This window comes from Modestobacter versicolor (assembly GCF_014195485.1).
GTDB classification, from domain to species: Bacteria; Actinomycetota; Actinomycetes; order Mycobacteriales; family Geodermatophilaceae; genus Modestobacter; species Modestobacter versicolor.
Genome location: NZ_JACIBU010000002.1, coordinates 220,529 through 234,582, shown reverse-complemented (window position 1 = coordinate 234,582; position 14,054 = coordinate 220,529). Strand labels below are relative to the sequence as shown.

The following is a 14,054-nucleotide window of genomic DNA, read 5'->3' as shown; positions in this document are numbered from 1 at the left end:
GCAACCGAGTGGACACGCTCCGTTGCCAAACCGGGCGTGGCGGTGGGTGTGGGGGCACCCCGCGGCCGGGCGAGCCTCCCGCACGAAATCGCTGACAGGGGTGCACGTGGGACCGACCACATCGAGGACGACCCGGACGGGGCGACGAGGGCTCGCCGTCCGGACGGGGGTCGTCGCAGCAGCGACGGCCCTGATCGCGGCGGCAGGTGCCGGCGTCGCCGGTGCCGCCCCCGGCGGCCCGCTGGACGGGCAGGCCACCGGGCAGGCGCAGGCCGAGCTCACCGGCGAGCAGCTGGAGCAGGTGCAGACCCAGCTCGCCGACCGCTCCGAGGGGCAGCGACCGGCCGGGCTGCCGGAGAGCGGCCCGACGTCGTTCTTCATCGAGGTGGCCCCGCAGGCCAGCTCGGAGGCCTACGCGGACGCGCTGCCGGCCGGTGAGGCCGCTGCCGACGCGGCGGCCAGCGCCGCCAAGGGCGAGGTGGAGGCCGCGGCCGGTCAGGTGATCGACCAGCTGCCGGCCGCCGTGCCGGAGGCCGCGGTCCTCTACGAGACCAGCACCGTGCTCCCCGGTGTCGCCGTGCGCGCCGACGCCGCCGACTACGAGCAGCTCACCCAGCTGGCCGGCGTCACCGCCGTCCACCCGATCAGCCCCAAGGAGGTCAGCAACGCGGGCGCGGCCACGGTCGTGGAGGCGGTGCAGGCCTGGGAGGACCTCGGCAACACCGGCCGGGGCGTCTCGATCGGGATCATCGACACCGGCATCGACTACACCCACGCCGACTTCGGTGGCAGCGGGAGCGTCGCCGAGTTCGACGCCCTGCAGGCCGCCGAGGCGGCACCTGCCCCCGCGGGCGTCTACCCCAGCGCCAAGGTGCTCGGCGGGCGGGACTTCGTCGGCGACGCCTACAACGCCGACCCGGCCAGCCCGGCCTACGACCCGGTCGCCCGGCCGGACGACAACCCGCTGGACTGCAACGGCCACGGCACCCACGTGGCGGGCACCGCAGCCGGCTACGGCGTCAACGCCGACGGCAGCACCTACACCGGCGGCTACGACCGGGGGCTGGACCCGCGGTCGCTGTCGATCGGCCCGGGCATGGCCCCGGAGGCCGAGCTGTACGCGCTGAAGGTGTTCGGCTGCGAGGGCTCCACCGACGTCACCGTGCAGGCGATCGAGTGGGCGCTGGACCCCAACGGCGACGGCAGCCCCAAGGACCACCTCGACGTCATCAACCTGTCCCTCGGCTCGGACTACGGCCTGGCCGACGACGCCGACGCCCTCGCCCTGGACCGGGCCATGAAGATGGGCGTCCTCGCCGTCGCCTCGGCCGGCAACGCCGGTGACAGCTACGACATCGGCGGGTCGCCGGGCAACGCGCCGCGGGCCATCGGGGTCGCGGCCACCAACGACGGCTTCGGCGTCTTCGACGGCTGGCAGGTCACCTCCCCGGCCGGCCTGGTCGACGGCACCCGCCCGGGGCTCCGGTCGGTCGCCTACAGCGACCGGGCCGCGGACGGCAGCGTCAAGCCCGACGTCACCGGCGCGCTGGTGAACACCCCGGCGGGCAACGAGGACGCGTGCGCCCCGCTGCCGGCCGGCTACGCCACCGGTCGCATCCTGCTGATCGAGGCCGACGGCTTCGCCTGCGGGTCGGTCGCCAAGGGCACCAACGCGGTCAACGCCGGCGCGGTCGGTTTCATGATCATCGCGGACGACGACCTGCTCGAGACCGGGATCACCGGCGTCGCGCAGATCCCCGGCATCCTGGTCACCGCGACCGACGGGGCGGCCCTGCGGGGCGCCGTCGCCGGCGGTCAGACCGTCACGGTCACCTTCGGGCCCAGCCTCAAGGACGCCGCGGTGTTCGAGGCGCCCGAGCAGGTCGACCTGATCGCCTCGTTCAGCTCCCGGGGCGTCCGCCAGGAGAACGGCGTCAAGCCCGACGTCGCCGCTCCCGGGGTCACGCTGTACTCCGCGGCCGTCGGCACCGGCAGCCGGGGGGTCAGCGAGTCCGGGACGTCGATGGCGGCGCCGACCACCGCCGGCGTCACCGCGCTCATCCGCGCGGCGCACCCGGAGTGGTCGACCGAGCAGGTCAAGGCCGACCTGATGAACACCGCCGGCCACGACGTGCACACCGAGCAGGGCCAGACCGGCGAGGTCTACGGCCCCAACCGGGTCGGCGCCGGGCGCATCGACGCCGAGGCGGCGCTGCGCAACCAGGTGCTCGCCTACGCCGAGCCGGGGTCGGGGGGCGTCTCGGCGTCCTTCGGCGTGGTCGAGGTCGCCGCGGAGAAGGTCCGCGAGACCAAGACCATCAAGGTCCAGAACACCAGCCGGCGGATCGCGGTCTACACGGTCCGCTACGACGCGGTGGTCAGCCAGCCGGGCGTGCGGTACACGGTCAGCCAGCCGCTGCTGGTCCTGCTGCCCGGCCAGAGCCGGAACGTGACGGTCACCCTGACCGCCACCCAGGACCAGCTCCGCAAGACGCCGGACCCGACGGTGGTCGTCGACGGTGAGAACGAGGGCCGGCAGTTCCTCGGCGAGGCCAGCGGCCGGGTCGTGCTCCGCCCGGTGCTGTCCAAGGCGCCGACCCTGCGGGTGCCGGTGCACGCCAACCCCAAGCCGGCCTCCACGCTGACCGCGTCGGCCGCCGCGGACGGCTCGGCGATCACCCTCGCCGGCGAGGGCATCGCCAACGGCCCGGCGTTCGAGCCGACGTCCTACACCTCGCTGGTGTCGGCGTTCGAGCAGCTGGGCACCAGCCCGCAGCTGCCGCGGTGCACCTCCACGCCGGCCCCGACCTGCTACAAGTCGGAGCTGGAGCGCTCGGTCGACCTGGCCCGCGTCGGGGTCGCCTCCGACGGTGCGGGCGGTCTGTACTTCGGGGTGTCGGCCCACGGCCGGTCCACCTCCCCGGAGACCGCCGTCAACTACGGGGTGTTCATCGACGCCACCGGTGACGGCGCCTGGGACTACCAGGTGACCACCACCCGGGTGGCGGACTTCGACGCGCCGCTGGTCGTCGTCACCGACCGGGAGTTCACCCTCCTGCCGGCCGGTGACCCCTACGTCGGGTTCCTGAACGTGGCCGACGGGACGGTCGACACCAACGCGTTCTACTCCGACGTCCAGGTGCTGGCCGCGCCGCTGTCGGTGATGCCGCTGGTGACCGGCCGGATCGGCTTCGGCGTCCAGGCGGTCAGCGCGTACGGCACGGTCGACGACGTCGGCACGACCACGGTCGCGGGCTCCCCGGAGCTCGCGGCGCAGCGGATGAGCTTCGACCCGGCGGCGCCGGGCCTGAGCTTCGACCTGGCGGGCGAGCCGGCCCTCCTGGTCCCGGCGGACGGCGGCACCACCATCACCGTCACCCAGGACCCGGCGGCCTACGCCGCGGACACCGCGGTCGGCGGGGAGAAGGGCGCGCTGGTGGTCCTGCACCAGAACGACAGCGCCACCGGGCGGGCGCAGTCGGTGCCGGTCGCCGGTGCGCCGGTCCCGTCGGCCGCCGCGACCAGCACGCCGGCCGGCACGCCGACCGGGACGCCGAGCGGCACGTCCGCCCCGCCGTCACCGGTCGGCGACCAGCCGGCGGCAGGTGTGGGCGAGCCGCCGGCGACCAGCGCCGCACCGACGGGGACGCCGGCTCCGGCCGAGGCCCCCAGCGCCCCGGCGAGCAGCCCGCCCGGGACGCCGTCGGCCACCGCGGCACCGGGCACCACCGCACCGGGCACCACCCCGGCCGGCTGACCGGGACGCACCACCGCACCGCCCCCTGAGGGGGCCGCACCACCCGGACGCCCTCCGCGAGCAGCACCCGCGGAGGGCGTCCGGCGTGTGCGGGTGCAGGCCGGGCACCCCCCGCCCACTAACCTCTGGCCTCATGCGCCTGGCAGTGGTCCCTGGAGACGGCATCGGTCCCGAGGTCGTGGCGGAGGGCCTGAAGGTCCTCGGCGCGGTCGCCCCGGACATCGAGAGCACCCCCTACGACCTGGGGGCGGCGCGCTGGCACCGCACCGGTGAGCTGCTGCCGGACTCGGTGCTCGACGAGCTGCGCCAGCACGACGCGATCCTGCTCGGCGCGGTCGGCGACCCCGGCGTGCCCAGCGGCATCCTCGAGCGCGGCCTGCTGCTCAAGCTGCGCTTCGAGCTCGACCACCACGTCAACCTCCGCCCGGCCAAGCTCTTCGACGGCGTGCGCAGCCCGCTGGCCGCCCCGGGCGAGATCGACATGCTCTGCGTGCGCGAGGGCACCGAGGGCCCCTACGTCGGCAACGGCGGCGTGCTGCGCCGGGACACCCCGCACGAGATCGCCACCGAGGTCAGCCTGAACACCGCCTTCGGGGTGGAGCGGGTGGTGCGGTACGCGTTCGAGCGGGCCGTCGCCCGGCCCCGCAAGCACCTCACGCTGATCCACAAGACCAACGTGCTCACCTTCGCCGGCTCGCTGTGGTCGCGGACGGTGGAGGAGGTCTCGGCCGAGTTCCCCGAGGTCACCGTCGCCTACCAGCACGTCGACGCCGCGGCGATGTTCTTCATCACCGACCCGGCCCGCTACGACGTGATCGTCACCGACAACCTCTTCGGCGACATCGTCACCGACGTGGCCGCCGCGGTCACCGGTGGCATCGGGCTGGCCGCCAGCGGCAACCTCGACGTCTCGGGCACCAACCCGAGCATGTTCGAGCCGGTGCACGGCTCCGCGCCCGACATCGCCGGGCAGGGCATCGCCGACCCCACCGCGACCGTGCTGTCGGTCGGGCTGCTGCTGGAGCACCTCGGCCGCCCGGAGCTGGCCAAGCGGGTCAACGCCGCGGTCGCCTTCGACCTCTCCACCCGCGACCCGAAGGCCACCATCCGCACCGCCGAGGTCGGCGACCGCCTCGCGGCGCTCTCCGGCGGATGACGGCCGGCCCGTCCGCAGGACGGGCCGACCGCGAGCTCACGGGGGCGCGCTGCGCAGCAGGCGGCCGGCCGGGACGGGGAGCACCGCCAGGGCGCCGGTCTCCTCGGGGGCCGGCCACTCGGGGCGCACCCGCAGCTCGTGCGGGGAGACCTCGACCAGCAGGGTGGGCTGCCACGACCACCCGTCGTCCGGCTGCCGGGCGTCGGTCACGCCGCGGGGGAGCGGGCTGGGCAGCCGGCACCACCAGCGCCGGGCCAGCAGCGCCAGCCCGGTGGCGGTGAGCAGCGCGGTCGCCTCGTCCGCCGGCAGCGGCCCGCCGGCCGGGGTGCCGGCCAGCGTCATCGGGACGACGAGGTCGACGCCGTCCGCCGCGGGCGCGAGGTACCCGACGCGCTCGCCGTCGTCCGTGCGGTGGACGACCTCCCAGCTGGTGGTCACCGGGCCTCCTCTCTCGGTCGGCCCGGATGGTGCACCGCCGGGAGCAGCCCGGTCACCTGGTTTCCCGCGGCGGTGGTCTCCCGCGCGGCGGCTGCGCTGTGCTTGACTAGCGGTGATGGACGCCACCCGCACGATCATCATCAGCTAGCGCGCAGCCACCTCCCCGACTGCGCGCAACCTCCCGTACCCCGGGAGGTTTTTTCGTGTCCGGGCCCAGAATCGACTCCCCGGGAGGACCCGTGGCCACCGAGACCACCGCCGACTTCCACGTCTTCGACACCACGCTGCGCGACGGCGCCCAGCGCGAGGGTGTGAGCTACTCCGTCGCCGACAAGCTGGCCGTCGCGCGGCTGCTCGACGAGATCGGGGTCGGCTTCATCGAGGGCGGCTGGCCCGGTGCGCTGCCCAAGGACACCGAGTTCTTCGCCCGGGCCCGCACCGAGCTGCAGCTGCGGCACGCCCAGCTGGTGGCGTTCGGCGCGACCCGCAAGGCGGGGGTGGCGGTGGCCGAGGACCCGCAGGTGCAGGCGCTGCTGGACGCGCAGACCCCGGTGGTGTGCCTGGTCGCGAAGTCCGACGTCCGGCACGTGCGCGAGGCGCTGCGCACCACGCTGGAGGAGAACCTGGCGATGGTCGCCGACACGGTCGCGTACCTGGTCGGTCACGGACGGCGGGTCTTCCTCGACTGCGAGCACTTCTTCGACGGCCACGCCGCCGACCCCGACTACGGCGTCCAGGTGCTGCAGACCGCGTTCGCCGCCGGCGCCGAGGTGGGCGTGCTGTGCGACACCAACGGCGGGATGCTGCCGATGGGCGTGGGCCGGGTGGTCGCCGACGTCCGGGCGCGGACCACCGGGAAGCTGGGCATCCACTGCCAGGACGACACCGGCTGCGCGGTCGCCAACACCCTCGCCGCGGTGGAGGCGGGCGTGACCCACGTGCAGGGCACCGCCAACGGCTACGGCGAGCGGGCCGGCAACGCCGACACCTTCGCGCTGATCGGCAACCTGGTCACCAAGATGGGGCTGCCGGTGGTGCCCGCGGAGTGCCTCCCCGAGCTCAAGCGGGTCAGCCACGCCATCGCCGAGCTGGCCAACATCGCCCCCGACGACCACCAGCCCTTCGTCGGGGCGTCGGCCTTCGCGCACAAGGCCGGGCTGCACGCCAGCGCCATCAAGGTGCGCCCGCAGCTGTACAACCACCTCGACCCGGAGGTCGTCGGCAACGACATGCGCATCCTGGTCACCGAGATGGCCGGCCGCGCCTCGATCGAGCTCAAGGGCCGGGAGCTGGGGGTGGACCTGGCCGGCCAGGCCGACGCCATCGGCCGGGTGGTCGACCAGGTGAAGGTGCTCGAGGCCGACGGCTGGTCGTTCGAGGCGGCCGACGCCTCGTTCGAGCTGCTGCTGCGCGCCGAGCTGCCCGGCGCCCCCCAGCCGCTGTTCGAGCTGGAGAGCTACCGCACCTCGGTGGAGCACTGGGGCAACGGCGTCGTGGTCAGCGAGGCCACCGTCAAGGTGCACGTCGACGGCGAGCGGATCATCAGCACCGGCGAGGGCAACGGCCCGGTCAACGCGCTGGACAACGCCCTGCGCCAGGCGCTCGTCGGCCGGTACCCGCAGCTGGCCGGCGTCTCGCTGGCCGACTACAAGGTGCGCATCCTGGGCTGGAAGGGCGGCACCAGCGCCACCACCCGGGTGCTCGTCGACAGCACCGACGGAGCGGGGGAGTGGACCACGGTCGGGGTGCACGACAACATCGTCGAGGCCTCCTGGCACGCGCTGGTCGACGCGATGACCTACGCGGTGCGGCACCGCTGACCCGCCGGGGTCAGCCCGGCAGCGGCGCCACGGTGCTGGCCAGCAGGCAGAACTCGTTGCCCTCCGGGTCGGCGAGCACGTGCCAGGTCATCGTGCCGCTGAGCGGGCCCTGCCCCACGTCGACCGGGGTGGCGCCCAGGCCGAGCAGCCGCTCCAGCTCCTGAGCCTGCGACCGGTCGGTGGCGTTGAGGTCCAGGTGCAGCCGCAGCTTGCCGGGGGTGGGCTCGGCGACCGGCGCGAAGACGATCGTGGGGACGACGCCCTTCGGCTCCTGCCCGGGCGGACCGATCTCCACCGCGCCGTCGTCCTCGGTGCCCAGCACCTCGTAGCCGAGCACCTCCGCCCACCAGGCGGCGAGCGCGACGGCGTCGCGGCAGTCCAGGACGAGTTCGGTGATCCGGCTGGCCATGGGCTGCGACGGTAGCGACCCCGCGCAGCCCCGACACCCCGTCCGACCCGTGCACCGGTCCGGCCCGTCTAGCCTGGCGACGTGCGCATCGTCCGCTTCGCCCACCCAGCCGGCATGTCCTTCGGGGTCCTCGACGGGGACGGCCAGGTCGCCCAGATCGACGGCCACCCCTTCGGTCAGATCTCCTTCACCGGCCAGCGGTTCGCCGCCGCCGACGTCCGGCTGCTCTCGCCGATCCTCCCCAGCAAGGTGGTCTGCGTCGGCAAGAACTACGCCGACCACGTGCAGGAGATGAACACCGGGGAGGCGCCGAAGGAGCCGCTGATCTTCCTCAAGCCCTCCACCTCGGTGATCGGCCCGGGCGACGCCATCCGCATCCCGGCCGGCAGCACCAACGTGCACCACGAGGTCGAGCTGGCCGTGGTCATCGGCGCGCGCGGCGCCCGGCAGGTCAGCCCGGAGCAGGCGCTGGCCAGCGTCTTCGGCTACACCATCGGCAACGACGTCACCGAGCGGGACATGCAGCGCAGCGACGGGCAGTGGACCCGCGCCAAGGGCTTCGACTCCTTCTGCCCGCTGGGCCCGTGGATCGAGACCGACCTGGCCGGGCTGGGCAAGGACCCGGCCGACCTGGAGATCACCTGCAGCGTGGACGGCGAGCTCCGCCAGTCCGGCCGGACCAGCCAGCTGCTGTTCGGCCTGCCCACCCTGATCTCCCACATCTCGCAGGTGATGACCCTGCTGCCCGGCGACGTGGTGCTCACCGGCACCCCCTCCGGCGTGGGCCCGATCGCCCCCGGCCAGCGCGTCGAGTGCACGATCGAGGGCCTCGGCACGCTGACCAGCTCCGTGGCCGGCGCCGACCCGACCTCCACCGCGGGCGCCGCCCGATGAGCGCTCCGGAGCCGGGCACCGTCCGCACCCGCTTCTGCCCGTCGCCGACCGGCACCGTGCACGTCGGCGTCATGCGGGCGGCGCTCTACAACTGGGCCTACGCCCGGCACACCGGCGGCCAGTTCGTCGTCCGGATCGAGGACACCGACCCGGCCCGCAACACCCTGGAGTCCGAGCGGCACCTGCTCGACTGCCTGCGCTGGCTGGGCCTGAACTGGGACGAGGGACCGGAGGTCGGCGGCCCGCACGGCCCGTACCGGCAGTCCGAGCGCAGCGAGGTCTACCGCGACGTCGTGGCGCGGCTGCTGGGCTCCGGGCACGCCTACGAGTCGTTCTCCACGCCGGAGGAGGTCACCGCCCGCCGGCTGGCCGCCGGCCAGGACCCCAAGCTCGGCTACGACAACGCCGACCGGACCACGACCGACGCGCAGCGGGCCGCGTTCCTGGCCGAGGGCCGGGAGCCGGTGGTCCGGCTCCGGATGCCCGACTCCGACCTGACCTGGGTCGACCACGTGCGCGGGGAGGTCCGGTTCGCCGCCGGGGCGGTGCCGGACTTCGTGCTCGTCCGCGGCAACGGGACGCCGCTGTACACCCTGGTGAACCCCGTCGACGACGCCCTGATGGGCATCACCGACGTGCTGCGCGGCGAGGACCTGCTGCCCTCCACCCCCCGGCAGCTGGCGCTGTACGCGGCGCTGACCGACATCGGGGTGGCCGCCGGCACACCGCGGTTCGGCCACCTGCCCCTGGTGATGGGGGAGGGCAACAAGAAGCTGTCCAAGCGCGACCCGCAGTCGAACTTCGACGTCTACCGGGACCGCGGCTTCCTGCCGGAGGGGCTGGTCAACTACCTCGCGCTGCTGGGCTGGTCGATCGCCGAGGACCGGGACGTCTTCTCACCCGAGGAGATGGCCGCCGCCTTCGACGTCGACAGCGTCAGCGCCAACCCGGCCCGCTTCGACCTGAAGAAGGCCGAGGCGATCAACGCCACCCACCTGCGGGCGCTGCCGGTCGAGGACTTCACCACCCGGGTCGTGCCGTACCTGGCCGCGGCCGGGCTGGTGACCGACCCGCCGACCGCCGAGCAGGCGGCCACGCTCGAGGCGATCGCCCCGCTGGCGCAGGAGCGGATGATCGTGCTGTCCGACGCCGTCGGGCTGCTCGGCTTCCTGTTCACCGAGGACGTCGAGATCGAGCCGGCGGCCGCGGACAAGCAGCTGGGCGCCGGGGCCGGCGAGGTGCTGGACGCGGCGACGTCGGCCCTGCAGGCGCTGCCGGAGTGGTCGACACCGGCGATCGAGACCGCGCTCAAGGAGGCCCTCGTGGAGGGGCTCGGGCGCAAGCCGCGCCAGGCGTTCGGGCCGGTGCGGGTCGCGGTCAGCGGCCGCACGGTCTCCCCGCCGCTGTACGAGTCGATGGAGCTGCTCGGCCGCGAGCGCACGCTCCGCCGGCTCGCCGCGGCCCGCGGGGCAGCGACGGGATGACCGCCGGGGGCTGGGGCGGTGCCCCGTACGGCGTCCCACCCGAGCAGCCGTACGGCGGCCCACCGCCGACCGGCCGCTACGGCTCGCCGCCCCGGGTGCCGTTCGGTGTCGCTGCTCCGCCGCAGTACGGGCAGCCCCACGGGCCGGGCCCCGGCCAGCTCCACGGGCCGGTGCCCGGCCGGCCGTACCCGGGGCCGCCGCCGGGCCGGCCGCCCCGCCCGGTCACCCCGCCCGGCGCGCCCCCGCACGACACCCCCCAGCCCTTCGAGCTGCTGATGCGGACCCGGGACTGGGCCTGGTGGCGCCCGGTGCTCGGCGTGGTGCTCTTCGGCGTCGTCTACGGGGTCAGCACGCTGGTGCTCGGGCTGGGCTTCCTGGTCACCGGGGTGGTGCCCGACCTCGCCCAGGTCGACCTCACCGACGTCGCCTTCCTGCTGATCAGCAACATCTCGCTGATCGTGGCCATCCCGGTGGTGTGGCTGTGCTGGGCGGTGCCGCACGGGCTGCGGATCGGCTGGTCGTCCTCGGTGTTCGGCCGGTTGCGCTGGCGGCTGTTCCTGCCCTGGACCTGGCGGGCGCTGGCGACGCTGGGCGTGGCGGTCGCGCTGGGCCTGCTGATCGCGGTGGCCGCCACCGGCGCCGACGTCACCGGACCGGCGTCCTCGTTCCCCTGGATGCTGCTGGTGGTGCTCACCACCACGCCGCTGCAGTCCGCGGCCGAGGAGTACGTCTTCCGCGGCTACCTCACCCAGAGCATCGCCGGCTGGATCGGCCGCCCGCGCGCGGGGGCGCTGGTCGCGGCGCTCGTCACCGCCACGCTGTTCTCGCTGGCGCACGGGCCGGGCGACTTCCAGACCTTCCTCTACCGCTTCGTGATCGGCCTGGCGCTGTCGGCGGTGGCCTGGCTGACCGGCGGGCTGGAGGCCTCGATCGCGCTGCACGCGGTGAACAACGTGGTGATCTTCCTGCTCGCCGGCTCGCTCGGTGACCGGGCAGCCGCCGCCGAGCCGGTCGGGGCCGTGGGCTGGGGCACCAGCCTGCTGGGCATGCTCGGCATGGTCGCCTTCGTCGTCTGGGTGCACCGGGCCCGGGCCGCGGTGCGGCCGGAGCTGCTCAGCCCGGCGCTGGACCTGCGCGGGCGGCTCGCACCCGCGTACCCCGGGACGACGCCGCCGTTCGGGGCGCCGCCGTTCGGGACCCAGCAGCCGTTCGGGGCTCCACCTGGCTCCCCCGGGGGCCTGCCCCCGGCGCCCGGCGGACCGCCCGGCTGGGCCCCTCCGCCGCGCGGTCCCTGGGGGTGACGCGCGGGGGGACGGACCCCCGCGCGACCCCTCGCAGAGCATCGGGTAGAGTTCTCTCCCGGCGCCGCAAGGTGCTGGAAGACCCTTGGGGTATGGGGTAATTGGCAGCCCGACGGTTTCTGGTTCCGTTAGTCTAGGTTCGAGTCCTGGTACCCCAGCGAGGAAGCACCACCTCCTCAGCACCACCGCACGACCGCACCACCAGCAGTACCTGGCCCCGTCGTCTAGCGGCCCAGGACGCCGCCCTCTCACGGCGGTAGCGAGGGTTCGAATCCCTTCGGGGCTACACCTGGCAGAGCCCCCGACCCACCCGGGTCGGGGGCTCTCGTCGTCTCCGGGCCCGCCGCCGACCCCTCCGCACGGCGTCCGCCGGCTCGTGCCAGAATCGTGGCGCAGGTGCACGGCCCCGTCGTCTAGCGGCCCAGGACGCCGCCCTCTCACGGCGGTAGCGAGGGTTCGAATCCCTTCGGGGCTACCCGTGGCAGAGCCCCCGACCCACCGGGTCGGGGGCTCTCGTGTTCTCGGTCACCGCACGTCACCCGTTGCGGTGACCACCGAAATGTGGCCCGGCCAGCGCGGTGTTAGCTTCCCGTAGCTGATCATCGCGCCGCACCACCGTGCCCCGCCCTGACTGCAGGCAGGGGCCACCCGCTCGGAACCGACAGGTGGCCCGATCTCTGGAACCTGGAGGGAAACCCGGTGGTCCTCGCCGCGGACGACACCCTGCGCCTCGACGCCAACGCCGTCGACTACGGGCTCGTCATCGCCTACTTCGCCGTCGTCCTGCTGATCGGCCTGGCGGCCCGCCGCCGGGTCAGCGACAGCCTCGACTTCTTCCTGTCCGGCCGCTCGCTGCCGGCCTGGGTCACCGGCCTCGCCTTCATCTCGGCCAACCTCGGTGCGGTCGAGATCATCGGCATGTCGGCCAACGGCGCCCAGTTCGGCATGGCCACGTTCCACTACTTCTGGATCGGCGCCGTCCCGGCGATGCTGTTCCTGGGCATCGTGATGATGCCCTTCTACTACGGCTCCAAGGTGCGCAGCGTGCCGGAGTTCATGCGCCGCCGCTTCGGCACCGGGGCCCACCTGGTGAACGCGCTGAGCTTCGCGCTGGCCCAGCTGCTGATCGCCGGCATCAACCTCTACCTGCTGGCCACGGTCGTGAACGCGCTGCTGGGCTGGCCGCTGTGGCTGGGGCTGCTCGTGGCCGCGGCGATCGTGCTCAGCTACATCACGCTGGGCGGCCTGTCGGCGGCCATCTACAACGAGGTCCTGCAGTTCTTCGTCATCGTCGCCGCCCTGCTGCCGCTCACGCTGATCGGTCTGCACCGCGTCGGCGGCGTCGGCGGCCTGGTCGACCGGGTGCGCGAGTCGACCGGAGGCGACGAGCAGCTGCGGTCGTGGCCCGGTACGGGCCTGTCCGCGATCGACAACCCGGTGCTGTCGGTCATCGGCATCGTCTTCGGCCTCGGGTTCGTGCTCTCCTTCGGCTACTGGACGACGAACTTCGTCGAGGTCCAGCGCGCGATGGCGACCAAGTCGATGTCCGCGGCGCGGAGCACCCCGATCATCGGGTCGTTCCCGAAGATGTTCATCCCGTTCATCGTCATCGTCCCGGGCATGATCGCCGCGGTCCTCATCCCGGAGATCAGCGAGGCCAAGGCCACCGGGGGCGAGGTCGACTACAACAACTCCATCCTGATGCTGATGGAGGAGGTGCTGCCGAACGGGCTGCTCGGGGTGGCCATCGCCGGGCTGCTGGCCGCGTTCATGGCCGGCATGGCGGCGAACATCTCCGCCTTCAACACCGTCTTCAGCTACGACCTGTGGCAGCAGTACGTGAAGAAGGACCGGCCCGACGGCTACTACCTCCTGGTGGGCCGGCTGGCCACGGTCGGCGCGACGGTGCTCGCCATCTTCACCGCGATCATCGCCTCGGGCTACAGCAACCTGATGGACTACCTGCAGACGCTGTTCGGCTTCTTCAACGCCCCGCTGTTCGCCACGTTCATCCTGGGCATGTTCTGGAAGAAGATGACCCCGACGGCCGGCTGGACCGGCCTGGTGTCCGGCACCCTGGCCGCCGTCGCCGTCGCCTTCCTGAGCGAGGACTCCTTCGGCTCGGCGTCCCTCGGGGTCATCGGGCTCAGCGGCCAGGGTGCGAGCTTCGTCGCCGCCGGTGCCGCGTTCGTCGTCGACATCCTGGTGAGCGTGGTGGTCAGCAAGGTGACCGCGCCCAAGCCGGTGCACGAGCTCGCCGGGCTGGTCTACTCGGAGACGCCCAAGGAGCAGCGCACCGACCCCGAGGCGCACCGGCTGCCCTGGTACCAGTCGCCCACCAAGCTGGCCGGCATCTCGCTGGTCATGGTCATCGTCCTCAACGTCATCTTCCGCTGACGTCCGCCGGCTGCTGAGAGGAGCTGGACATGAGCACTGCATCGAATGCCCACGACGACGCGGGGCAGGCGCCGGCGGAGGCCCGGAAGCACACCGCGGGCGCCTACGACGTCCGCACCGTGATCGCGGGGCTGATCGGCCTGTACGGGATCGTGCTGACCCTGATGGGGCTGTTCGCCAACAGCGCCGAGGACAAGGCCAAGACCGGCGACTGGAACGCGAACCTGTGGTCGGGGATCGTGATGATCGCCGTGGCCCTGTTCTTCGCGATCTGGCTCAAGCTGCGCCCGGTCGTCGTCGACCCGGTGGCCCTGGAGAAGGAGAAGGGCGAGGGCACGAGCGACGGCTCGGACGCCACCCCGCACTGACCGAGGACCTGCCCGACGGCGGCCCCGCAC

At 73.5% G+C, this 14,054-nt stretch carries 10 protein-coding genes and 3 tRNA genes; 11 read left to right on the top strand and 2 right to left on the bottom strand.

The window, feature by feature from the left end; translation table 11 throughout:
- Positions 1-106: 106 nt before the first annotated feature.
- Together FHX36_RS21140 and FHX36_RS21135 are read left to right on the top strand one after the other, a co-directional pair.
- Positions 107-3,757, top strand: a complete 3,651-nt coding sequence (locus tag FHX36_RS21140; RefSeq protein WP_183514332.1) for a S8 family serine peptidase — start codon at positions 107-109, stop codon at positions 3,755-3,757.
- 133 nt (positions 3,758-3,890) lie between these two features.
- Positions 3,891-4,913 (top strand): 3-isopropylmalate dehydrogenase, encoded by a 1,023-nt coding sequence (locus FHX36_RS21135; protein WP_110550334.1) that lies wholly within the window; start codon positions 3,891-3,893, stop codon positions 4,911-4,913.
- Positions 4,914-4,949: 36 nt separating this feature from the next.
- Here the strand turns inward: FHX36_RS21135 and FHX36_RS21130 are convergent, their stop codons facing one another.
- Positions 4,950-5,351, bottom strand: coding sequence for a hypothetical protein (locus tag FHX36_RS21130; protein WP_110550332.1), 402 nt, complete (start codon positions 5,349-5,351; stop codon positions 4,950-4,952).
- Between the two features lie 239 nt (positions 5,352-5,590).
- Here FHX36_RS21130 and cimA point away from each other — a divergent pair, with 239 nt between their 5' ends.
- Positions 5,591-7,171, top strand: coding sequence for a citramalate synthase (gene cimA / locus FHX36_RS21125; protein WP_110550330.1), 1,581 nt, complete (start codon positions 5,591-5,593; stop codon positions 7,169-7,171).
- Between the two features lie 10 nt (positions 7,172-7,181).
- Here cimA and FHX36_RS21120 read toward each other — a convergent pair whose 3' ends face one another.
- The gene (locus FHX36_RS21120; RefSeq protein WP_110550328.1) at positions 7,182-7,580 is read right to left on the bottom strand and encodes a VOC family protein; all 399 of its coding nucleotides are present in this window, start codon (positions 7,578-7,580) and stop codon (positions 7,182-7,184) included.
- 81 nt (positions 7,581-7,661) lie between these two features.
- Here FHX36_RS21120 and FHX36_RS21115 point away from each other — a divergent pair, with 81 nt between their 5' ends.
- From FHX36_RS21115 to FHX36_RS21080, 8 genes are all read left to right on the top strand, one after another.
- Positions 7,662-8,474, top strand: coding sequence for a fumarylacetoacetate hydrolase family protein (locus tag FHX36_RS21115; protein ID WP_110550326.1), 813 nt, complete (start codon positions 7,662-7,664; stop codon positions 8,472-8,474).
- Entirely contained in the window at positions 8,471-9,958 is a 1,488-nt protein-coding gene (gene gltX, locus FHX36_RS21110) for a glutamate--tRNA ligase (RefSeq protein ID WP_110550324.1), read from the top strand. Before FHX36_RS21115 ends, gltX begins: the two co-directional genes overlap by 4 nt.
- Entirely contained in the window at positions 9,955-11,259 is a 1,305-nt protein-coding gene (locus FHX36_RS21105) for a CPBP family intramembrane glutamic endopeptidase (RefSeq protein ID WP_146251486.1), read from the top strand. The genes gltX and FHX36_RS21105 overlap by 4 nt, the downstream gene beginning before the upstream one ends.
- 86 nt (positions 11,260-11,345) lie before the next feature.
- Positions 11,346-11,417: transfer RNA gene (locus tag FHX36_RS21100), tRNA-Gln, on the top strand.
- Positions 11,418-11,472: 55 nt separating this feature from the next.
- Positions 11,473-11,545: transfer RNA gene (locus tag FHX36_RS21095), tRNA-Glu, on the top strand.
- A gap of 116 nt (positions 11,546-11,661) precedes the next feature.
- Positions 11,662-11,734: transfer RNA gene (locus FHX36_RS21090), tRNA-Glu, on the top strand.
- A 224-nt stretch (positions 11,735-11,958) separates the two neighbouring features.
- On the top strand, positions 11,959-13,656 hold the full coding sequence (locus tag FHX36_RS21085; protein ID WP_110550320.1) for a sodium:solute symporter family protein: 1,698 nt from the start codon (positions 11,959-11,961) through the stop codon (positions 13,654-13,656).
- Positions 13,657-13,685: 29 nt separating this feature from the next.
- Positions 13,686-14,024 carry a hypothetical protein gene (locus tag FHX36_RS21080; RefSeq protein ID WP_181428992.1) on the top strand — a complete coding sequence of 113 codons (339 nt, stop codon included), beginning with the start codon at positions 13,686-13,688 and terminating at the stop codon, positions 14,022-14,024.
- Positions 14,025-14,054 lie beyond the last annotated feature (30 nt).

Bases quoted from the DNA above. Each gene is read 5' to 3' on its own strand.
- FHX36_RS21135 (WP_110550334.1), top strand. From the start codon at position 3,891: ATGCGCCTGGCAGTGGTCCCTGGAGACGGCATCGGTCCCGAGGTCGTG.
- FHX36_RS21120 (WP_110550328.1), bottom strand. From the start codon at position 7,580: ATGGCCAGCCGGATCACCGAACTCGTCCTGGACTGCCGCGACGCCGTC.
- gltX (WP_110550324.1), top strand. From the start codon at position 8,471: ATGAGCGCTCCGGAGCCGGGCACCGTCCGCACCCGCTTCTGCCCGTCG.
- FHX36_RS21105 (WP_146251486.1), top strand. From the start codon at position 9,955: ATGACCGCCGGGGGCTGGGGCGGTGCCCCGTACGGCGTCCCACCCGAG.
- FHX36_RS21080 (WP_181428992.1), top strand. From the start codon at position 13,686: ATGAGCACTGCATCGAATGCCCACGACGACGCGGGGCAGGCGCCGGCG.